The 22,384-nt window shown below is 44.3% G+C and carries 20 protein-coding genes; 8 read left to right on the forward strand and 12 right to left on the reverse strand.

Annotation, left to right across the window (positions count from 1 at the left end; all coding sequences use genetic code 11):
• Nucleotides 1-433: 433 nt before the first annotated feature.
• Nucleotides 434-1,039, forward strand: a complete 606-nt coding sequence (locus OPS25_RS07950; protein WP_265617145.1) for a phosphatase PAP2 family protein — start codon at nucleotides 434-436, stop codon at nucleotides 1,037-1,039.
• 218 nt (nucleotides 1,040-1,257) lie between these two features.
• On the opposite strand, the gene OPS25_RS07955 is transcribed toward OPS25_RS07950, so the two are convergent.
• Complete coding sequence (locus tag OPS25_RS07955) at nucleotides 1,258-2,205, reverse strand: transposase (protein ID WP_265617146.1); 948 nt, start codon at nucleotides 2,203-2,205, stop codon at nucleotides 1,258-1,260.
• A gap of 616 nt (nucleotides 2,206-2,821) precedes the next feature.
• Here OPS25_RS07955 and OPS25_RS07960 point away from each other — a divergent pair.
• The 5 genes from OPS25_RS07960 to OPS25_RS15980 all read left to right on the forward strand — a co-directional run bounded on the left by OPS25_RS07960 (nucleotide 2,822) and on the right by OPS25_RS15980 (nucleotide 9,472).
• Nucleotides 2,822-5,206 (forward strand): hybrid sensor histidine kinase/response regulator, encoded by a 2,385-nt coding sequence (locus tag OPS25_RS07960; RefSeq protein ID WP_265617147.1) that lies wholly within the window; start codon nucleotides 2,822-2,824, stop codon nucleotides 5,204-5,206.
• 423 nt (nucleotides 5,207-5,629) lie between these two features.
• Complete coding sequence (locus tag OPS25_RS07965) at nucleotides 5,630-6,928, forward strand: DUF2254 domain-containing protein (RefSeq protein ID WP_265617148.1); 1,299 nt, start codon at nucleotides 5,630-5,632, stop codon at nucleotides 6,926-6,928.
• 663 nt (nucleotides 6,929-7,591) lie between these two features.
• Complete coding sequence (locus OPS25_RS07970; RefSeq protein ID WP_265617149.1) at nucleotides 7,592-8,167, forward strand: hypothetical protein; 576 nt, start codon at nucleotides 7,592-7,594, stop codon at nucleotides 8,165-8,167.
• A 20-nt stretch (nucleotides 8,168-8,187) separates the two neighbouring features.
• Nucleotides 8,188-9,240 carry an amidohydrolase family protein gene (locus tag OPS25_RS07975; protein WP_265617150.1) on the forward strand — a complete coding sequence of 351 codons (1,053 nt, stop codon included), beginning with the start codon at nucleotides 8,188-8,190 and terminating at the stop codon, nucleotides 9,238-9,240.
• Nucleotides 9,188-9,472: an amidohydrolase family protein gene (locus OPS25_RS15980; RefSeq protein WP_407080222.1), complete on the forward strand. Its 285-nt coding sequence runs from the start codon at nucleotides 9,188-9,190 to the stop codon at nucleotides 9,470-9,472. Before OPS25_RS07975 ends, OPS25_RS15980 begins: the two co-directional genes overlap by 53 nt.
• A gap of 341 nt (nucleotides 9,473-9,813) precedes the next feature.
• Here the strand turns inward: OPS25_RS15980 and OPS25_RS07980 are convergent, their stop codons facing one another.
• The 7 genes from OPS25_RS07980 to OPS25_RS08010 all read right to left on the reverse strand — a co-directional run bounded on the left by OPS25_RS07980 (nucleotide 9,814) and on the right by OPS25_RS08010 (nucleotide 17,196).
• The gene (locus tag OPS25_RS07980) at nucleotides 9,814-10,572 is read right to left on the reverse strand and encodes a hypothetical protein (protein ID WP_265617151.1); all 759 of its coding nucleotides are present in this window, start codon (nucleotides 10,570-10,572) and stop codon (nucleotides 9,814-9,816) included.
• A 268-nt stretch (nucleotides 10,573-10,840) separates the two neighbouring features.
• The gene (locus OPS25_RS07985; RefSeq protein ID WP_265617152.1) at nucleotides 10,841-11,941 is read right to left on the reverse strand and encodes an acyltransferase family protein; all 1,101 of its coding nucleotides are present in this window, start codon (nucleotides 11,939-11,941) and stop codon (nucleotides 10,841-10,843) included.
• Between the two features lie 11 nt (nucleotides 11,942-11,952).
• Nucleotides 11,953-13,080, reverse strand: a complete 1,128-nt coding sequence (gene nagA / locus OPS25_RS07990; protein WP_265617153.1) for an N-acetylglucosamine-6-phosphate deacetylase — start codon at nucleotides 13,078-13,080, stop codon at nucleotides 11,953-11,955.
• Nucleotides 13,081-13,141: 61 nt separating this feature from the next.
• Nucleotides 13,142-13,609, reverse strand: a complete 468-nt coding sequence (locus tag OPS25_RS07995; RefSeq protein ID WP_265617572.1) for a CreA family protein — start codon at nucleotides 13,607-13,609, stop codon at nucleotides 13,142-13,144.
• 282 nt (nucleotides 13,610-13,891) lie between these two features.
• Nucleotides 13,892-14,698: an EAL domain-containing protein gene (locus OPS25_RS08000; protein ID WP_265617154.1), complete on the reverse strand. Its 807-nt coding sequence runs from the start codon at nucleotides 14,696-14,698 to the stop codon at nucleotides 13,892-13,894.
• 121 nt (nucleotides 14,699-14,819) lie between these two features.
• Entirely contained in the window at nucleotides 14,820-15,740 is a 921-nt protein-coding gene (locus tag OPS25_RS08005; RefSeq protein WP_265617155.1) for an alpha-E domain-containing protein, read from the reverse strand.
• 1 nt (nucleotide 15,741) lies between these two features.
• Nucleotides 15,742-17,196 carry a circularly permuted type 2 ATP-grasp protein gene (locus OPS25_RS08010; protein ID WP_265617156.1) on the reverse strand — a complete coding sequence of 485 codons (1,455 nt, stop codon included), beginning with the start codon at nucleotides 17,194-17,196 and terminating at the stop codon, nucleotides 15,742-15,744.
• 154 nt (nucleotides 17,197-17,350) lie between these two features.
• Between OPS25_RS08010 and OPS25_RS08015 the strand changes: the two genes are divergently transcribed.
• Entirely contained in the window at nucleotides 17,351-18,094 is a 744-nt protein-coding gene (locus OPS25_RS08015) for a peptidase (RefSeq protein WP_265617157.1), read from the forward strand.
• A gap of 3 nt (nucleotides 18,095-18,097) precedes the next feature.
• On the opposite strand, the gene OPS25_RS08020 is transcribed toward OPS25_RS08015, so the two are convergent.
• The 3 genes from OPS25_RS08020 to OPS25_RS08030 all read right to left on the reverse strand — a co-directional run bounded on the left by OPS25_RS08020 (nucleotide 18,098) and on the right by OPS25_RS08030 (nucleotide 21,421).
• Nucleotides 18,098-19,162, reverse strand: coding sequence for a zinc-binding metallopeptidase family protein (locus OPS25_RS08020; RefSeq protein WP_265617158.1), 1,065 nt, complete (start codon nucleotides 19,160-19,162; stop codon nucleotides 18,098-18,100).
• Between the two features lie 467 nt (nucleotides 19,163-19,629).
• Nucleotides 19,630-21,057 carry a cryptochrome/photolyase family protein gene (locus OPS25_RS08025; RefSeq protein WP_265617159.1) on the reverse strand — a complete coding sequence of 476 codons (1,428 nt, stop codon included), beginning with the start codon at nucleotides 21,055-21,057 and terminating at the stop codon, nucleotides 19,630-19,632.
• Nucleotides 21,058-21,160: 103 nt separating this feature from the next.
• Nucleotides 21,161-21,421, reverse strand: a complete 261-nt coding sequence (locus OPS25_RS08030) for a hypothetical protein (protein ID WP_265617160.1) — start codon at nucleotides 21,419-21,421, stop codon at nucleotides 21,161-21,163.
• 140 nt (nucleotides 21,422-21,561) lie between these two features.
• On the opposite strand from OPS25_RS08030, the gene fabA reads away from it, so the two are divergent.
• Nucleotides 21,562-22,080, forward strand: coding sequence for a bifunctional 3-hydroxydecanoyl-ACP dehydratase/trans-2-decenoyl-ACP isomerase (gene fabA / locus OPS25_RS08035; RefSeq protein ID WP_265617161.1), 519 nt, complete (start codon nucleotides 21,562-21,564; stop codon nucleotides 22,078-22,080).
• Nucleotides 22,081-22,141: 61 nt separating this feature from the next.
• Here the strand turns inward: fabA and rmf are convergent, their stop codons facing one another.
• The gene (gene rmf / locus OPS25_RS08040) at nucleotides 22,142-22,318 is read right to left on the reverse strand and encodes a ribosome modulation factor (RefSeq protein WP_265617162.1); all 177 of its coding nucleotides are present in this window, start codon (nucleotides 22,316-22,318) and stop codon (nucleotides 22,142-22,144) included.
• Between the last annotated feature and the right edge of the window lie 66 nt (nucleotides 22,319-22,384).

Raw genomic sequence — 22,384 nt, forward strand, 5'->3', positions numbered from 1 at the left:
CTCATGGACATCCACCTTTTGAAGTTTACCCTCTACATGAATGTTGAGAATCCTTTTGCTGGCACCAACACTCCGTTGTGCAAACTAAATGGGTGTCTTTGATTAAAATGAGCATTCTTTCTCATGGACATCCACCTTTTGAAGTTTACCCTCTACATGAATGTTGAGAATCCTTTTGCTGGCACCAACACTCCGTTATGCAAACTAAATGGGTGTCTTTGATTAAAATGAGTAGTCAGAGTGGACGACCTGTGGGCGTCTACGAATTATATAAATTAAGTAATGAGTAATCCGAGTGGATTACTTGAAGGTGTCTACAAATAAGTAATAAATATGTAAGGTTTCAAACTTAATTAATATTTAATCGAATAAAACGATCTGTATTGAAGTTGGGGAAATATAAACGTTTTAACTTCTTATTTAGGATCGAATTATGCTGGGTACCAACACGCTTAAAGGGATAACGGCCTATAAAGCTTTCCGCCATTTCGTAAAAAGTGATGAGAGCAAGAAGGCGAATTCTATGCTGGAATCAAGGTATTTAAGTGCCGCGACCAAACCCCTTTCTGTTTCAGCGATGACAACGACAGGTCTGGCGTTATCTAAACTAAGTGCGAATAAAAAAATAGAAAAATTTTTCTTCCGGGCGGCGCTAAGTTCAACTATCGCTGGAATGATGAATGCAGCATTAAAACGCATTATTGGCAGAAAACGCCCTCGTGCGGATAGCGGGCCTGCTTACAATGGTCCCACTATGCAAGATAAATATAATTCGATGCCCTCCGGTCATGCAGCTGCAATTGCAGCAGTTGCCGGCAGTATACCAAAAACTTCTGGGCCTCTACTGGCTGCATCGGCCGCGGGATGTTTGGCGACTGCCTTAATTGGAAAAACACGAACCATGCGGGATGCGCACAGGGTTTCAGATGTGTTGATAGGAAGTTGTATCGGATTTGCCGCGTCTTACCTTGTATCCAAAATTGACGGTCCGTCTTCGGATGAAAACAGTGTGATTGAGCATTATCAAAACAAGGCATAAAAAGCAGATTGTCGAGCATCAATCGCTCAAACCCATAGTTTACTAACGAGTACTAAGTTGGTTTTTTGATACCCTGCGGGTTCGCATATGTTAGTTTGTATGCTCATTATCCAAAAACAGTTTTAGGCGTTAAAAGCGACCTTTTACAATTGACCAATCTCTCTTTAGAGCCTTTTACATTGGAGAATAGTTTTTCGAGAATGAATTCAACTATGCGACTAACCAGTGTCCCGAAAATGTAGTAAGTCTAATTTTCGTTTTATCAAAGGTAATCCGATAGTGTTGGCAAATTGAGTCTCAATACGTTCAACCAGCCAATTCCAATCAACAGCATCTAAACCTGCGCGCGTTAAAATAGGCTGAGTGCTGATGATCCTTCCCCGCTTGCGGGGATTAGCGTGTTGGCCTGTGTCTTCCACTAGCTGAATGTATTCTTCCCAGCGAAAGGGTAACCCTGATGGCATGTTTTGCCGGCGATTTCCGACAAAGGGAAATAAGTTCTTAGGTTGATAGTTATGTTTTGCAGCATGGATACGCTTTTGAATACTTGTATGGTCTGATTGTTCTGGTGTGTCGGCCATGCTGGCTCGAATAGGGTTTAAATCAACATAAGCCATGCACGCGATCACCGCGGTTTCGTCCAATAATGCTTGGGATTTAAACCGCCCTTCCCAAAAGCGACCTGTACATTTGTCCTCTTTGTTGGCTTGTCTTGCTATATACTCATTCAAAGCGCGCATAAACCAGCTAATATCATAAAGCCGCTGCCGATAGACTTCTGCCACTTTCACCACCGCATCCCGTTCAACCCTGGACAGTTTTTCTCTGTGTGCTTCCACTAAAAATTGTCGAGTCAAAAAAGTACCCTGATGCAATCTATGCCAACGTGTTAATACTTCTTCAGTAGACCACGCAAGTGCCTGTGTTTTATTAACAAAAAGAACTACATGGGTATGGTTACTCATAACTGCAAACGCACACAAATCAATAGCGAACACGTCGGCAAGATGGAATAACCGATCTTCAACCCATTGACGACGGTGCTCGTAGCTTTGGCCGGTAAACTTGTCTTTTCCGCACAAAAACGCTCTGCGTACACAGCGAGAAATACAGTGATAATAGGGTGTCTCGGATAACGAGATTAACGATTTTCGTGATCGGGGCATTTGATATCAAATATTGCCAGTTAGGTCGTGTAACAGTGCCGAAAACACATCATGATTGATACTGTACTTATGGTTAGAAATTAGCTGGTTGGGGTGAAAGCCCCCCTATCGATTGCGATGTGGGTGTCTATATTCTTTCTATCGATTGCGATGTGGGTGTCTATATTCTTTGTTAATATTCTTTGTTAAGTGGGTGTCTATATTCTTTGGAGATACTTTCTATTATCTCCTTCTTTTTTTAAGTGGGTGTCTATATTCTAAATATTCTTATCATATTCTTCGATGAATATTCTTTGATCATAAAATAATATTTTATGATCTCCTGAACATTGAACTACGTTATGACCACACACCTAGCCTACACAGGTGATTTTATCGAGTTGTCGGAGGAGTGGACTGTTTTACTGAAAAGTGAACAAAGATATACTGAAAGCCCTGATGAATAAATTAATATCAAAGAGCAGCCCTTTCATGGTAATTTGAACGACGAGTAATTGTGTGTCAACGCAATTGGCTACCGTTAAAATATAATATCCAGTCGCCTGTTGCAGTGTAGTTTAGCCCTTCAAAGTTATGCACTTGTATCAGTTTTACTCATTCTTAATGGTAAAAATATATGCCCACCTCCCCTTTATTAGTTATCGATTCGTTTGGTGATAATGCTGTTGCCTCTTTAATACGTGCTCACGACTGGAGTACCTCCTCACTAGGCCATCCCGATACATGGCCCCAAGTGTTACGCACAGTAACCACACTGATATTAAATTCTAAGTTTCCGATGTTTTTAGCCTGGGGGCCGCAGTTGGCACTTTTGTATAACGACGCTTATGTGAATTTACTGGGCAATAAGCACCCAGCCTCATTAGGTCGTCCTTTTGAGGAGGTATGGTCGGAAATATGGGAGGATATTACGCCCATAGTAGAACAGGCAATGGCTGGGGAGTCGACGTATCATGAAAACTTGCCATTAACGTTAAAACGTAAGGGCTACGAAGAGTCAACCTGGTTTACATTTTCCTACTCATCGATATACGCTGAAGATGGCACTGTGGCGGGGATGTATTGTGCATGTACCGAAACCACACAACAAGTACTGGCCACGCGCGAACGCAAAAATGAAATTGAACATCTGCGCCAATTATTTCAGCAAGCGCCCGGTATCATTGCAGTATTGCGCGGAAAAGAATACGTGTTTGAGTTGGTAAACGATGCCTATCAACAATTGGTAGGCGATCGAGAACTCATCGGTAAGAAAGCTCGTGTTGCAATTCCAGAAGTGGAAGATCAAGGTTTTTTTGAATTACTTGATAGCGTTTACGAATCGGGGGAGCCCTATGTTGGACGTGGTATTCCGGTTAAATTAAGACGGCCCCCGAGCGACGAACTTGAACTTTATTATGTAGATTTTATTTACCAGCCAATACGCGACGCGAGTGGACAGATCACAGGCATTTTCATTGAGGGTAGCGATGTTTCTGAAGCCGTTAAAGCAACGCTGGCTTTACGCGAAAGCGAAAAGCACCTGAGGCAACTGGCCAATAACATTCCACATCTAGCCTGGCTGGCAGAGCCAGACGGTCAGATCATGTGGTTTAACGATCGCTGGTATGAATACACAGGTACTACGTCGGAACAGGTTACCGGTTGGAAGTGGACAGAGCTGCACGAACCTAAGTATTTGCCCATGGTTCTGTCAACCTATAAACGCTGCCTGCAATCCGGGGAACCGTTTGAGCTAAGTTTTCCACTGCGCTCAGCCTCCGGCGAGTTTCGCACCTTTTTTACCCGGGCCACCCCGCTGCGCGATGAAGCCGGGAATATTTTGCAATGGCTTGGCACCAATACTGACATTCATGATAGAGAAATTGTTCAGGAAGAACTTAAGACAGCGAATCGCCGCAAAGATGAGTTTCTGGCCATGCTTGCGCACGAATTACGCAACCCGCTCGCCCCTATTGGTACTGCTGCAGAGTTACTTAATCATTCCTATGCCGAACCTTCTCTGGTCAAAAAAGCCAGTAATATTATTTCGCGTCAGGTCGAGCACATGACAGGGTTGGTGGATGATCTTCTTGATGTCTCACGAGTTACCCGTGGCTTAATCTCAATGCAATTGGAACCGGTGGACATATCAACGGTTATTAATGACGCTGTTGAGCAGGTTAGCACCATGATTGAGCAGAAGCGACAACAGTTAGTTGTGAACACAAGCAGCACACAGGCTATTGTCGACGGTGACCGCACACGGTTAACTCAAGTGCTTGCTAATATTCTCAATAATGCGAGTCGATACACGCCTATGAATGGCCACATCCAATTACACCTCGGAGTTCATGCAAACGAGATCGAGATCGCCATACAGGATGATGGCATTGGCATCGAGGATACGCTATTACCTCACATTTTTGACCATTTTACGCAAGCAGAGCGCTCACCGGATCGTGCCCAAGGAGGATTGGGTTTAGGCCTGGCGTTAGTCAAAAGTTTGGTAGAACTACACAATGGTAGGGTGACGGCGAAAAGTGAAGGACTAAATAAAGGAAGTCGCTTCACCGTACTACTGCCTCGGGTGATGAATTTTCAAGAGTCAAGCGTTATGGGTAACGCGATCCCGATAACAGATAGTGAATTACTCGATATTTTAATCGTGGACGATAATGAGGATGCGGCCCATATGTTATCCATGTTATTGGATCTGCAGGGGCATCGTACGCGGGTTGAACATAGAGGCGCTACGGCACTACAGACTTTAGAAGAGGCAGTGCCGCGCGCTATGATTATAGATATCGGAATGCCGGAAATGGATGGGTATCAACTCGCGCAACGAATTCGCGCAATGCCCCAGACGGCGGGAACAGTCTTGATAGCGCTAACTGGCTACGGACAATATGAAGACCGCGAACAGTCGAAGCTCGCTGGTTTCGACCATCATCTCGTTAAACCTGTAAGGATTGCAGATCTCACGTCCATTTTGAGTGAAATCAAGAACAGTCGAAATTAAACACTTTCAATAAATAAAAAAAATCATAGACACCCACTTTACGAACTGGGATATGGGTGTCTAACACTTTCCTATTACCTTCCCTCTTTATCAACATCAGAAATCATCATCAGAAATCATAGAAATCATAGACACCCACTTTAAAAGTTTGGATATGGTGTTGATGACTTTGCCTCTATAAATTTCTAACACATCAAGGGGCGTTATCTTTAATTTACCTAGCTGTCCTAGAGAGGCAGAACACTACACTTGAATGCTAATGCCTAAATGGAGGTCAAATTAGGGGGATTTTATTGGCTATCGAGACTCCAATAATTATATGCTCGAAAAGCATGAATGGACGTACTACCTCTTGTACCCCGATCGAAACGCTGATTATTGAATACCCAAATTTCGGCGAGTTTTGGATAAAAGGAATACAATATGTCGTCGATTATAACATTAGATAAGCTTCGTTTTCTGATAAACAGGTTTCGTGAAAAGCTCTGGGTCAAACCGCTGCTGGTATGCGTTTTTTCAATCGCGATTGTTTTTGCCGCTCAACTTATTGACCATTTGAAAGTGAATGACTTTTTTCCCAAAGTGGAAATTGAGTCGGTGGAGACATTATTATCTTTGATGTCGGCAAGCATGTTGGTTATTGCAACTTTCTCTGTCGCATCCATGGTATCAGCATACGCGGCCGCGAGTAGTTCTGCTACTCCACGTTCCTTCACGTTGGTTGTTGCTGACGACGTATCTCAAAACGCCCTATCTACTTTCGTAGGCGCATTTATTTTCAGTGTGGTCGCCCTCATTGCGCTTAAAAATTCGTTTTATGGCGATGCCGGTATCTTTGTTCTTTTTTCAATTACTGTTTTAGCCTTTGCTTTGGTTATTCTCACTTTCGTCCGATGGGTAGATAAAATTGCTCGTTTAGGCAGAATTGGCTCAACTATCGACAAAGTAGAGTCAGCAGCTCAAAATGCATTAGAACGGAGAATGCAAAGCCCTACTCTCGGGGGAAAACCGATTTCCGGCTCTTGCACGGGGGGAATACCGCTGTATACAAAAGAAATAGGGTATTTACAACATATCGATATGGAAGCACTGCAACAATGGGCGAACGATCATGATGCGCAAGTAACACTTTGCGTAATACCTGGAAATTTTATCTCGCTTGATAAACCTTTGGCCTACATTTCGGAGAATATCAAAAGCTTACCCTCGGCTGATCCATCAAAACTTTCGGAGTCGTTTCGAATTGGAAAAGAGCGTACTTTTGAAGATGATCCTAGATTCGGACTGATAGCTCTTTCAGAAATTGCGGCTAGGGCTTTGTCGCCGGCCGTTAACGACCCCGGTACAGCAATCCAAGTGTTAGGATCGTTCGTTCGCCTATTTTCTTTATTTAATAAATTTTCCACTCTGAGAACTCAGGGCGAGATAGTCTTTGACCGGATTAGTGTGCCAGCATTACGTACTGAGGATATGTTTGACGATGCATTCACTGCTATTGGTAGAGATGGTGCTAGCACAATAGAGGTCGGAGTACGTTTAAAGAAAGCCTTAATAAGTTTGGAGTTGCTAGACAATTTAGAAATACAAAAAGCGGCACAGCATCATAAAAAGGTGAGTTTGGACCGCGCGCTTTCTGCGTTGACGTTGGAAGAAGATAAACGCCTCTTAAAGGAACTGGCGCACCACGTCACACGAAAGGATAAACTGAAATTTCACGAATAAAACATCTATTAGCTATGGCAAGGGTTATGGTGGGCTATCAACTGTAATTTCAATTTTCTAAACTCGGCTTTTCACACTCTGTATGTCTAATGTAATGAATTGACACATCTCTGGCTGCTGCTCATTTAAAGCTTTTGTTTCCGGAGTTTTCTAAAACATTAGCTAACGGTTAATTTTCCGCTATTGTACTTCATTATAATGGCAGGTTCTTTTGAACCCGCGTATGGTGTCTTCGGGCATATGTTTTTCTTAAATGTGATATTTTCTTACAAAAAAGCACAGTAGATACCCCCATATAACATTTCCCCAAAAGCTCCAAAAAGCATTGCCGATAAATTTTCTGCCTTCCTCTAGCCAAGTTGACTTACCTCTCGCCTTTTAATTAACCATATTGCTGCTTCCTTACTCACGATGATTTTTCCTAGCGTGACCTAAAGGTTTTTTTCTGCATCTCCATTTGGTCGCTGCAGTAATACAGCGCTGTCTGTTTGATAGAGATCTATAATTTTCATTTAGTTCTTCCTGGTTTATGGGTAAATGAAAATTTTTGAACTACTATCATTGTAGCCAGTTAGACTTATTAAGCGTGCAGTCGCTGGCAGTTAGGTTTCAAAGGACGTAGATATTGATGATTTTGCACAGTTCGGAAAAAGGAAAAAAATTATGCGATACCATTACAAACTTGTGACTCTAATTGCTTTCTTATTTGTTTCAACTATTACTGCACGAGCGGAATTGATTACCTTTAATACAACCGGAAACCCCTTAATATCAGGGTACTTCACCCTTGATGACGCATTACTCGATGGCTCAGCCGCACAAATAATCAATAACTCACATATTTCGGACATGGGGTTTGAGATTTTTCCCGGCTTACCTTCTGGTACTTGGACAATTTCTGATCTTATTACATTACCTAGTTCGGAAGAGCCTGGAGTAATACCCGCATTATTGATTGACTCATCTGGATTAACGCCTCGACTTATTAATGCTCGTGGGGGCATGGCAGATAATGGTATAAACATTATTTCGCTACTTGGTGACACATCACTCATCACAAGCCCTTCCGATCCCTTTACCATCGGTGACGTCTCTGTTTACGAAATTGAATGGACAGTTGAATCTGCGGGGACGGATATCCCTCTTTCTGAACCTGGTCTCTTGCTTATGCTATGCGTGGGTCTGATGCTGTGCTATTCCCGCAAATCAATAGTAAGCAACTCCGTCACAGCACACTGAAATTATAGCAGGTAGTTAAAATGACTGTCTGGTGCCGTCTCTTTTTTATCTTTTTGATAGCAATGCTGCACGGCAATTCGAAAGCAGAAAATAACAGTTACGTGTTGGAAAACGTAGCTGTTATTACCGGTCAGTTGCAGACGCCTATTTTAAAACAAAGTGTATTAATTAAAGGTAGTATTTTTAGTGAAATTTATCCCACGGGGAGTAAGCTTCCACCTTCTGATATCACAATAATTGATCTTGCCGGTCACACTCTGATGCCAGGGTTGATTAACGGCCACGTTCATCTAACACCTAACCCAAACCGCCAACAAGCATTAAGCGAAATGGTCAGAATGGGCATTACTACCGTACGCGATTTAGGTGGCAGCGCTCCCGTCTTAAAAGAACTGGCCCAAAACGATACTATTCGTCCCCGACTCATCTTTTCTGCCGTATTTTTTGGCCCTGGCTTTTTGAATGACCCACGGGTTTCTGCAGTAGCTGGGAACTATGCGCCGGGAGAAGCTCCGTGGATGCGTCTGGTTACAGAAACCAGTGATATTGACCAGGTCGTTGCCGATGCAAAAGAAATTGGCGCTGGGGGAATTAAAATTTACGCTTCGGTGAGCAAAGCGGTGATTAAGAAAATTGTTGCAGCCGCCGCTTCAATTGGGATGCCCGTTTGGTCCCATTCGGTAACATTCCCGGCAGATCCTCAAGAGATAGTCCTTGCTGGTGTGAACCAAATTATTCATTCAAAAGGACTGGTTGCACTTGGTAGAAATGATATCCCGCAAACCTTTCGAGAGGGAGTGCTAACCTGGACACCTAAACTAGCATTCGCTCAAATCAATCCAGACTCCAGCAAATTTTCACAATTGTTTGCATTGATGAACGAACACAACACTGTGTTAGAGCCGGCGTTAATTGCCGACCAAGGATTATTGGCAAAGGGAAAAAATCGGCCTCGGTGGATGGTAGCGCAGGAGAACTGGGCGTGTGAAGCTACCCGGTTTGTTTGCTCACCAGCAAGGGGTGAAGATATCTGCGGGTACAGATTATTTAGGTCAGCCAGGCCTTTTATTTAAGGAACTCAAATCGCTAATCCGGTGCGGGTTATCGCCGATAGAAGCGATTCGTGCAGCAACACTAACGAATGCTGAAGTATTGGGCCTTGAACAACAAATTGGTTCAATAGAAAAAGGGAAGCTGGCCGATTTTCTTGTGGTTAAAAGCAAACCATATCAAGATATTTCGGCGCTCCAAAATCTGGTTATAGTGGCACAGTCAGGCAAAATTCTAATTAATAATCGAAAGTAACGATTTATCTACCTTAGAGGGAAATTTCACGATGCGAAGCATCATGTAATGGAATTCTCAACTTTCATTGTTCAGTATCTTCTACAAAAAAGACGCCTCGCCGAAATAACACGCGGTTCACCGCCTATGAGCGAAAGATTCTTGTAAGAAGGAAACAATAGCTCCCCATCTCAGAACATGTTAATTAGAAATCGAGTGTGATAGTCCATCATTGTTACGATCGCGAATATAAACGGTGTCGACGGCACCAAACGAGACATCGTTTACTGCACGGAGGTTCATATTGCCTTTGGCGCTACACTGGTTGCCTAGCAAATGAAGGTTGGCGCCGGCATCCATATTCAAACTGTCGTTGACACAATTTGTGGGGCGTCGCCAATCTCGGTGTAGGTGGTGGTGTTGCCGTTTTCATCGGTTACGGTGTGATGGCTGAACTCGGAGCGGTTAATGATGTCGCCTTTGGCAGTCAGGTTAACTGCGCCGCCGCTGATCAGGCTTTGGTTTATAAGATCACCGCCAGCATTCAAACTTAAGGTGTCGCTGCCAGTAAAGCTACCCAGGTTGGTAATATCGCCTGTAATGTCTAACCATAGGTTTTTACTTTCCAGGGCCAGGGTGTTGGTGAAATCGCCGCCTAATTGCAGGCCAAGTAAATTGTCGCTGTCAAAAAAGCCCAGGTTAATCATATCCAGGCCGCGATCGCTGCGTAAAATTAGCCCTTCACCGCCGGCAACACCGCCGTCTACGGTAAAGCCTTTTGCCGCGGTGATATCAATGGTACCGCCCGCGCTTAGGGTGACGCCATCGGCCATTAAATCGTTGTGGTTGATGGCGGCATACAGGCTTTTTTGGCCTTCATTGATTGCATCAGCATCAAAGCCTAAATCTTCGGTAAGCACGCGCATTTGTGCAGCCGTTAGAAATGCACTCAGGCCAACCTGGTGGGTGTTTTTGGGCGGCGTAAGGCGTTGCCCTGGCTTGAGATCATGCTGTGCATCTGGCTTCGTTTGCTCTGCCAGCATGCCCTGCTGATGGTCGATTTGCTGTTTAATGATTAAGTCAGGGTTGTGCTGACTTATGGTGTCCGGTGAAAGAGCCACGGCATTCCCCTTGCCTGTATATTCGCTTGGGGTCGCTACTTGCTAAAGGGTCGCTTTAACTTTGATAGTCGAATTGTTGACTAGGGCGATGGTGGCCCCTTGGGTGATCGTATTAGTGTAATTTATCGATTACTCCTCAGCCGATGCGGCGGTAAACCCACACAAGACCAAATCGCTTGTCTCCACACCGCTCCTGAAGAAAAGGAAAAATAATTTTTTTCCGAACGATTATAACAGCAGATACAGTTAATTCGCGTAAGTCGGTCTGCTATACCCTAACTATAACATTCTTACGATAAAGCAGATAAGCGACAGCATAAAACAGCACAACCAGCGCTAAGCTATACAGAAATGAAGCTAGGTTCGCTGGCATGTGCTGTGATAACAGCTTAAATAGCTGTGTTTTGATTGAAAAGGTGCCGAGATCAGTGGTTAGCTTTATTTTCTCCATTGAGACGGTAAATAGCCACGCTAATACATAAATTAGAATAGGGTTGGTGCCGTATATGCGCAATGGCTGCAGTATGAAGCGCACCTGTTTTTGCTCCCACAACCAGACGAATAGCGACAGGCACATGCCTGCGGCTCCGGCACTGACCAAAACAAATGTGGGTGTCCACAGGTATTTGTTTATTGGCTGAAAATATGCAAATACAACACCACACAGCGCAAGACCCGCTCCAAGGTATAAGGTTGATTTTACTCTTTGGCCGGGTTGGGTGATACCTTGCAGCAGCAAAGCGAACAGGTATCCGCCTAATACGGTAACGGCGGCAGGGATGGTGCTTAGCAGCCCCTCTGGATCAAAGGGGGTCCCCTTCCCTTTCCACATATGCTCAGGCCCGATAAGCATAAGGTCGAGTTGGACCACGGCATTCTGCTCCAATGAATAGGGTGCTGGTGAAAACCCAATGAGTAGCATCGTGTAAAGTATTAATGCACCTATGCCGACGGCTATCAAGTGGCGTGGGGACACAAAAAGTACCAGTAGTCCCGTGAGGATAAAGCACAGGCCAATGCGTTGCAGCACTCCCATGTAACGCCAGTGTTCAGGGGGATGATCAAATGGGAATAAGTGGAGTAAAAAACCAATGCCTGCGATGAGCAGCCCGCGTTTCATTACCCGCAAAACGGGCTTTTCATCACGCTCAATGACAGATTTAAATGAGTACGCCATTGCGGCGCCCACCACAAATAGAAAGAAGGGAAAGACCAAATCCGTGGGCGTTATACCATGCCAACTGGCGTGGCGCAGCGGTGGGTAGATATGTGCCCAGGAACCGGGGTTATTAACCAGGATCATAAAGGCAAGAGAGAGCCCTCTTAAGATATCAATGGCTTCGATGCGTGTTGAACTTACCGCTGTCATGGTGTTTTGGGTTAACCTTGGACAGAACTCACTTTGCCGTTAATCCAGCACTGTTGCACAGAAAAGTGTGAATTTAATTGAATGAAATCAGCGCGACAACCGGATTTCAAAAAGCCTCTGTCTTTACTATTTAAAAACTGTGCCGGGGTTGAGGTCGCCATCTGTAGTGCGTCGGCTAATGGCAGGTGAACCTGATTTACCATGTTTTTCACCGCGCCCGCCATATCAAGACATGATCCGGCAAAAGTGCCATCTTCAGTTAACAGTTTATCGCCGTGGCGGGTGATTACGGTGTCTTCCCACGTCATTGACTGCATTGTGCTGCCTACGTGCGCCATGGCATCGGTGACTAACATCAGTCGTTGAGGCCCAACGCAGTTAACCGCCAAGCGACAATTTGCCGGATGTACGTGCTGCATATCGGTAATTATACCTACGTAAGCTTCGGTTTGTGTCAGCGCAGCCCCAATCATACCTGGCTCTCTGGCTTTCAGCCCCGACATAGCGTTGAATAAATGAGTGAAGCCACGCGCTCCCGCTGCAATCGCGGCCACCACGGTTTCAAAATCGGCATTGGAATGCCCTAGCGAAATGATCACCCCTTTTGCGGTTAGTTCTTTAATAACGTCGGGACTTAATGCTTCTGGCGCAATGGTCAGCATGACCTTTCCAAGGTCCTGACGCAGGTAGGTGTTCAGTGCTGCATCGTCAATATGACGAATGGATCCTGCCGCATGAATGCCACGTTTTGTCTTGCTTAAATGTGGGCCCTCAAAATGCACCCCGATGATGTTTTGATGGTTGTTTGCAATGGCCTCGGCAATAGCATCAGCCGCCTTAACCATTTTTGATTGTTTATCAGTAATTAAGGTAGGCAATAACGCAGTGGTACCAAACTGACGATGAGCCCGTGCAATGCGGTCAAGGGTATCCAATGACTGGTCGTGGTTAAACAACGCACCGCCGCCGCCATTAACCTGGGTATCAATAAAACCCGGACAGACTATGCCATCAAGTGCGTCACTACCCAACGCCTGGTCATGCAGTAATGATGTCACTGCCCCATTTTCAACGGTCAATATACAATCATGCAGCATGCGATTACCATCAAACAGCTGTTTGATTTGAAACTGGCTCATCTATTTCCCTTTTGTATTCACGTTACCTTGCTATCCTCTCAGGGTTAACTCGTGCCCTAGCTTAGTCGCTTTGCTGTGTGGTCTCGTTATAGGCGCTGGTGCCATACAGCGGCACCGTAGACAAACTATGCTTAAAACTACCTGAGGTTTCTTTAGTTGAGTAAGCCAGATACATCAGGGTCTGGTTTTTCTCATCAAGTATGCGACGAATTTTCATCGCTTTGAAAAAGATGCTTTTAGACTTGGTGAAAAGGATCTCGCCATTTTTGCTTTTATCTATTTCGTTGATCATGGCTAAGGTAATCGGCCCGGTTTGACGGCAGGCAATTGAACTATCAGACGGATCAGACAGATCCAGGTTGGCTTCAATACTGGAGACATGGCAGGTAACGCCGGTGACGACTGGGTCGGTAAAGGCATCAAGTTTGATATCTTTGGTGGTAAACATGCCCAGTGAGACATCTCCCACCTCATTTTGATCGCAACCCACCACTACCAGCATGGCTAATCCTAACAATAGTATGCGCATCAATTTCTCCCCTGTTAACTGAATAATGTTCATTTGAATATGATAATGCACGCCTTTGCGCCACTTCATCGTGGCAAACGATATCGACATCCTACTTTAGCTATCCACTTGAACAGCCTGCCGTTATCTGATTAGCATATCATTATCAACAACCTATGTGTTAGCGATGAGGGAAACTAGTAGAAACAGGTTGTTTACCTAATTCGCATATGAGCGCAGCCTCAGGTGAGTGTGATACCCCGTCGTGGTTTGCTACCGCTGACCAGCAAGCCGTGTGTAGGGTCAGCGATAGCATTCATCAGGCACGTTGATAAACTGTTCAAATTGGGGGCGGGCAAAATAAAACCCCTGTTGTTTAGTGATGCCGATTTCTGCCAATACATCGCGTTCCGCTTTGGTTTCCACCCCTTCTGCGACCGCTTCAATCCCGAGTGACGCCGTAAGGTTTTTTAGTTGCTTTACAATAAGCTTTCTTTTCGGTGATTGATCAATGTCTTTAACTAAAGAAATGTCGATTTTAATACTATTAGGGTTAAGATACGCTAGCCAGTCAAGGTTTGCATAGCCAGAGCCAAAATCGTCCAGCGCAATACTAAGCCCAATTTGTTGATAATAACGAGCAATATTCTCCAGTCTGGCAATATCGGTTACATGATCGGTTTCCACCATTTCGAAGTTGAGAAGTGAGATAGGAAATTTGTTTACCTCTGCCGCCACCAGGGTTTTCCTAATACAAATATCAGGCTTATTGATTGCTCCCGGAAGAAAATTAATGCTAAGTGTTTTATCCAGTCCAAATTCCGCGGCCAAACAAATTGCTTTTACCCGACAGGTTTGATCAAACTGGTAGATGTTTTCTGCTGTGACCTGATTTATCACAGTGTAGGCTGGTTCGCCATTCGGGCCTCTTACTAATGCTTCATATCCATAGGTTTCTCTGTTTGATAAATCCACCAGTGGCTGGAAAGCCATGGAAAAATCACTTTCGAATTCTTGTCCTGCTTTGCAGGAGTCACACGTAAATGACTGCGTATTGTGGTCAGTGAATTTTGTCTCAAGTTCTTCTTGATCAACGTTACCAAAGCGCACACTTACCTCTTTCCATCTTAAACAGATCTTACATTAAAACTCTACATGTACGATTGAGCTCAATCGTACGCTGCTTCCCTAATTGGTAATATAGCCTAATCAAAAATGATTACAGCCAACCTCAAAAATATGTTTCATTAATGACGTTGTGTATTTTAATCAACGCTGCCTGAATATCATCGATAACGGCATGCAATTTGTCTTGCTTTAAATCTTTGGTATCCAGATTAGCTAACGCTTTAGACACCTCCTTTACTTTTTCTTTCAGCACGTGTGATTTTGGTAGCTCACCCGCGCATTTGCCAAGCTGTTTAATGGAATGACAGATAGAGCGCGGGAAGATATCGCGCTTTAATAAGAACTCCAGTATGTCGGCGCGGCTGATCCGCAGACGCATTTCCTGTCGGTACATCTGATACGCTGTCAAAGATTTCAAGACGCTCATCCATTGAATGTTCTCAAAAGCACTGATATTGCCAGACACATCAGGTAATAATGAGGCAGAGCGTACATCGATAATACGTGTGGTCATATCAGCACGTTCCAGATGCCTGCCCAGACGCAAAAATGAATAGCCCACGTCTCTGTTCATGGTGCCGCCCATTAGGCCAGTGATGGTTTGGTTACCCGCAACAATTTTATCTAAACATTCAAAACGATGACGTCGAGTCAACACGCTCTGGGTGTCATCTTTGGCAGTTGCATACAAATTATTAATCAGTTCCCACGCCTCAGATGGAATTATTTCACGGATAATACGCGCATTCTCTTTGGCGTTGGCCAGGCAATTGATGATTGAACCAGGGTTAAGCTGATCGGTGACAACAAATTTAATCACGCTTTTTTCATCTGCGGTGTCGTAGTGCTCATAAAACGTTTCGCGAAACGAAAGCATGTCGACGATGGGCTCCCAGCCAAGGGTAACATCCCTAGGTAAGTCTAAAAGTAAATGCGTATTAACCTGGATCAGGCGCGCAGTGTTTTCGGCTCTTTCCAGGTAGCGAGCGAGCCAGTAGATATGGTTGGCAACACGTGACAACATGTTATTTGTCCTCCATATCGACGATCCAGGTGTCTTTACTGCCACCCCCTTGCGACGAATTAACCACCGTCGAGCCCTTGCGCATGGCCACGCGCGTTAGCCCACCCATGGTCACATTGGTTTGCTTGCCAGACAAAATAAATGGTCTTAAATCAAGATGCCGCGGCTCCACTTTGGTATCAATCAGAGTCGGTGCGGTGGAAAGCAAAAGCATAGGCTGCGCCACATAATTTCTGGGATCGCGTCTGATCAGACGTATAAATTTTTGACGTTCAGCCTTGGTCGAATGCGGCCCGATCAACATACCGTAACCGCCTGATTCGTTCGCCGGTTTCACCACCATTTTTTCAATGTTCTCAATGACGTAGTCACGTTCTTCTTTGTTAACGCATTTATAAGTGGGCACGTTCGGAATAAGCGGCTCTTCATCTAGGTAGTAGCGAATCAAGTCGGGCACAAATGCATATACCACTTTATCATCAGCCACACCGGCCCCGGGAGCATTTACCAGCGCTACATTACCCGCTTTCCATGCGCGCATTAAACCTGGCACCCCTAACATGGAATCTTCTTTGAAAGCTTCGGGATCTAAAAATGCATCATCAATACGCCGGTAAATGACATCTACTCGCGCTAATCCTTCTACCGTGCGCATATAGACAATGTCATCGTCATCTACTTCCAAATCGCTGCCAACAACCAGCTCTGCGCCCATTTGCTGGGCTAGATACGCATGTTCAAAATAAGCCGAATTATAAATTCCGGGAGTTAATACCACAATTTCAGGTTGATGAATGGTTCGCGGGGACATTTGCGAAAGCATGTCATACAGCTGGGACGGATAATCATCAACTGGCAAAATGTTATATTTGTCGAACATGTCAGGAAAAACCCGTTTCATAACATGACGATTCTCCAGCATATAGGAAACGCCAGAAGGAACGCGAAGGTTATCTTCTAACACATACACAGTGCCGTTTTCATCGCGCACTAAATCAGAGCCACAAATATGGGCCCATATGCCGTGCGGAGGCTTAATTCCCTGGCATTCGGGCAAATAATTTTTTGAGTGTTCGAGAATGCTTTCGGGAAGTACCTTATCTTTGAGCACGTTTTGCTCATTGTATAAGTCATTGATGAACATATTCAGGGCTTTTACCCGTTGTTTTAACCCTTGTTCAATCTGATCCCATTCATGTTTGGGAATAATTCGGGGAATAATATCAAACGGCCAAGCGCGATCGATGGAACCTTCTTCTTCAGAGTAGACGGTAAACGTGATACCCATCACTTGAATAGCTGTGGTAGACGCTGTTTTAAATTCGTTTATTTCACTATCGCTGAGGTGTTTAAGGTATTCACACAAATCCCTCGCGGCATCGCGTGGTTTATTGCGAACACGAATAAGTTCATCATAAAACGGTGTCGGAGAGTAATTCCCCCAGCGTATAGCCATAGATTGATCTCGGTAATTGCTTGTTTAATGTATATTCATCTAAGCTGTAAATGAACGAAAAATCAAAATTTCTTTTAATATCAATGCCAGACTTTGTGGCTAAGTGCAACGGTTTTGCTATGCTCCATAAAGGTATCCTGTCAGGAAAATTACATTGACTTATTGTCTCGCAATTAAAGTAAACAAAGGGTTAGTTTTTGCTTCAGATTCCCGCACCAATGCGGGCGTAGATTACATCGCCACTTACAGCAAGATGACACGATTTGTCTGGCCTGGTGAACGTGTGTGTGTACTACTTACCTCCGGCAGTCTGGCTACCTCGCAAGCGGTGGTGAATGCGATTTATCGCGATTTGGAAAATGCTGACGCCGAGATCAATTTGCTTAAGTCCAAACATTTGCACGAAGTTGCCTGCTACATCGGAAAACTGAGTCAAAAAGAACAGCTAATGCATGCCAAAGCCATGGAAAAAAGCGGTTCCAGCGCTGAATCCAGTTTCATTTTGGGCGGGCAGATAAAAGGACAGGAACCTGAAATTTTCATGATTTACCCACAAGGAAATTATATTTCGGCATCCCACGACACGCCTTATTTGCAAATTGGAGAGAATAAATACGGTAAACCTATTTTAGACCGCATTGTCCAGGGCAACACCACGTTAGAAGACGCGGCCAGATGTGCGTTGGTCTCACTCGACTCGACCATCCGCAGTAACATATCAGTCGGTCCTCCAGTGGAACTGGCGATCTATCAAAACAACCAAATTGATGAACCTTTCCATCAGACGTTAACCCTTAACAGCCCCATGTATAAGTCTTTACAAAAACAATGGACCCAGGGGCTGAAACGTGCATTTAATCGGCTTCCCCGTTTTGAATGGGAGAAGAAAGATCAGTAAGGGTTAATAAGGTTGTTGTCTTACCACATTATGCACAAACTGGAGCTTTTCCAGTGCTTTTGAGGAGATAACAAAAGGATAAGCATCGTCTAATCCCATGCTGCGATTTAATGCATTTAACACCGTCGTTAATCGGCACCAATCTTCATAAATTTCATCAAACGATGATAAGGAGGTCGAATTGTCGTGTAATGGATTGACCATTGGGTGGTTCAAGATAGCCACATTATATTCGGTCGCGGTTTCCAGCGTGTCTATAATATGCAGGTAATGCGCCCAGGTTTCCGCCCAATCTTCCCATGGATGCATACTTGCGTAAGCACTAATATATTGAGTTTGCCACGCGGTGGGAGGGCCCGAAGAATAGTAAGTATTGAGTGATTGCGTGTAATCGGCACGTTCATCGCCAAATAAACTGCGAAAAGATGAGAGAATATCTGAATTTTGGATCAACATATCCCAATAAAAATGACCGGATTCGTGTCTAAAATGCCCGATTAATGTCCGATAGCGTTCATTCATTTTTTCTCGCATCATTACCCGAGATGCGTCCTCTGCTTCCTGCAGATTAAGCGTAATGACGCCATTGTTGTGTCCGGTTATCACGGTGGATTTAACTGTAAGTTCCTGGCCATATTCATCCTCTTTCACGTCTTCTAAAAAGCGAAAACGTAAGTGAGGTTTGTCAGGAATATGTCGCCACACGGGTAACCCCAACTTTTTTAACGTGAACAACAGCCGCCGCTTGGCCAATTCCATGCGATACCACAATAGAATATTTTCTTTGCGTGAAAGATCGGGAATATGCGTAGTGAGTTCGCAACTTGCACAGTATTTACCTTCCTGCGTCACTGGAACTAGCCAGTTACAGATCTGGTAATCAGCATAATTACTGCAGGGTTTATAACGTTGATTATCTGCGTAAGCAAGCCAGATATTGTCCTCTATTACCTCGCAGGCTGATAAGGTAAGCTTGTCACTGATAAAGCCTACCACTCGTTCGCACGACAAACATTTGGAGTTGGCAAAATATAATGTATTACCACATTCGCAGGTAAAGTTTCTCACGCTTATTTGTACTCAATATCTAACCCTAAGTTCCCACAGTGTAACGTAAATAATCAATAATGCCGTGTGATAAATGAAATTATTCAGATTAAAAAACATTAAACTGCCGGCTCCTAAAAAATTCAAGAAAATCATGCCCATACAAGGTTATGCGTAACCTTCAGTCGGTTTAATAATTACGCATTGTGCTTTTTAAGTAGAAAAAAATAACAATTTACAGCCGATACTTACAGTTTGGTACGTTTATATTCTGAGAGGCGATATAGCACATTTATGACCCCATGAATGCGCAGATTGTGGAACAGGATGCTTGGATGTTTAGCCACAAATCGACAGTACGGTTATTGAACGGGCATGCTGTCATACCCTATTTAAAAGTCACTTTTAAGTAAAAATATTCACTAGGTTTTTTAATTCGTCAGGAAAGGGTGGCGAGGCGGAAACCAAGATTAAAGGTAACGCGATTATCAGGATTTTAGCTGAGCATAACGATCTAGTGCCCGCTGTCGGCTAGCCTTTAAATCGACGATGGGTTCGGGGTAATCTTCGCCAAGCGTAACACCTGCCTCTTTTAGCGTTTGTTCATTGGCTTGCCAAGGCTTGTGAATATATTTGTTCGGCAGCGCGGATAATTCCGGACAGTATTTGCGTACGTATTCACCTTCTTTATCGAACTTTTCGCCCTGCAAGACAGGGTTAAAAATTCTGAAATAAGGAGCAGCGTCAGCTCCACAGCCGGCTACCCACTGCCAGTTGGCATTGTTGTTGGCCAGATCGGCATCCAAAAGACAGTCCCAGAACCATTGCTCTCCTTTACGCCAGTCAATAAGCAGGTTTTTCACTAAAAAGGAGCCGACAATCATGCGTACTCGATTGTGCATAAATCCGGTCTGCCACATTTCTCGCATTCCCGCATCCACAATGGGAAAGCCCGTTTGTCCTTTTTGCCAGGCGTGTAACGCTGTTACGTCGGTTCGCCAGTTAAACTTATCGAATTTGTCGTTGAAGTTTGCGTGGCACATGGAAGGAAAATGATAAAGCAGATGATAATTGAATTCACGCCAGCCAATTTCACTTAGAAAGGTGTCAACGTGTACACTTTGTTTGCCTGCAAATTTGTCTTTGACAGCGTACCAGACCTGGTGGGGCGATAATTCACCAAAATGTAAATGAGGTGACAGAAAAGAGGTACCGCGGGCGGCGGGCTCATCTCGAGCCGCTTTATAACGCTCAATACCTTTACCGATAAAATCCTGTAAGCTGTCTGCAGCTCCCTCTTCGCCGGGCTGCCATAGCTTATCGATAGATGAATACCAGTCGTTAACAGGCATGAGCCCTAAATCGTCAAGCGACTTTCCCTTATTAGTGACATCCTGATAGGTAATTCTGCTCGGTGCCCCCTGCGGATAGCGCGGATTAGGACCCTGCTGTAAACAGCCTTTCTTATAAAACGGCGTAAACACTCTGTAGGGGGTGCCATCCTTTTTATTTATGTCGAAGGGTTCCCACAATAATGAGCCATTGAAAGAGCTCACATTAAACCCTGCCTCCGATAGTTTCGTTTTGAGTTTTTGGTCACGACTTATACGCCAGGGTTCGTAGCATCGGTTCCAAACTATAGACTCGCATTCAAACGTTTTGGCTAACTTGGGTATTAAGTCTAATGGATCCCCTGTAAAGAACTGTAAATGACCATTCAAGCGTTTTTGTAGCGAATATAAACTTTTGTGAAGCCACCAATTAGACGCCTCGCCGTTTTGGTATTTTTTAGGACATGCGGTGTCATCAATATAGACGGGCACGATTTTACCGTTCTCACATGCAGCAAACAACGCGGGATTATCCTTCACGCGTAGATCTTGCCTGAACCAGACTAAGGTGGTGGGTACAGTCACACATAACATCCTAAAAGGGATACTTGCTTGGTTCTTACGACGATGTGGATGAAAAAAGGTTAAAAATCAACGTAAAAATTTGTCACCGCCGCCCTGTGCACGTTTAGCGTTTATGATCCTTTAACCATTCGTTAAGTAATTTGATTTGACCACACTTATATGCTGCAAACAGCACTCTTAGCGCGTTGGATAAGGTTTCGCTGTCGCTCCAGCCTGTTTTTTGTCTAATCTCGTCGTAACAATCCTGTGCTTGCGGGGTCACATAACCGCGAATTAATTTTTTACCCGCATCTCGTTGGCGTTCTCTAAATCGGCGCTGTTTCTCGGCATTGGCTGACGAAGTAGTACCTTTTTCGTTTTTCATAAATGAGTCGTTTGTGAGGAGTGACATAGTGTGTAAAGTTTAACACGTTAAAATTGATGAAATAAATGACTGTTCGGAGTTGTTTAGCGTACAAGTGTTCGCTAAATTAGCCGTTCATTTTTAAGAAGCGATATTAAGTAATGACAGAAAGAAAAAATAGTTTTGACCGAGACGACTTGTTGGCATGTAGCCGAGGCGAGATGTTTGGTCCGGGTAACAGTCAATTGCCTGCCCCGAATATGTTGATGATGGACAGAATTGTTAGCATTACTGAAGACGGTGGCGAGCACGGTAAAGGACAAATCATTGCAGAGTTGGATATTGCAGAAGATCTGTGGTTTTTCGATTGTCACTTTCCCGGTGATCCAGTAATGCCAGGCTGTCTTGGGCTTGATGCTATGTGGCAGCTGGTAGGTTTTTTCCTTGGTTGGAGTGGAGGCCCGGGTAAAGGCCGTGCATTAGGTGTAGGTCAGGTTAAATTCACCGGTCAAATATTACCTACAGCGAAAAAAGTCACCTACCGTATCGACATGAAACGTGTGGTCAAACGTAAGTTATTTATGGGCATGGCCGACGGAATCGTAGAAGTTGATGGCCGCCAGATTTACTCTGCGAATGATTTAAAAGTGGGGCTATTCCAGGACACGTCTGCTTTTTAATTTTGGGCTGAAAAAGTAAAAGCCCCACAATGGGGCTTTATTACTACCTCAGAAAAGATTATTACCTAACTGACAAACCGATCTGTCGATCTGCAACAGCCTCACGCCATCCCCCTAACCAATGCGATCTCGCATCATTCGCTTGAAATGGACAGTTTTCCTTAGAACGACCGCTTATTCCTGCTTGATACCCTTTTGCATGGGCGCGTGTCAGTTTATCTCTTTTTTGTCTTTTCATTGATAAGCCTCTTGTTTGGTTAACGTGCAAAAAAACACCTACCGAGCGCTCTTACCAAATTCATTT

It is taken from the genome of Alteromonas aquimaris, assembly GCF_026183695.1.
Classification (GTDB): domain Bacteria; phylum Pseudomonadota; class Gammaproteobacteria; order Enterobacterales; family Alteromonadaceae; genus Alteromonas; species Alteromonas aquimaris.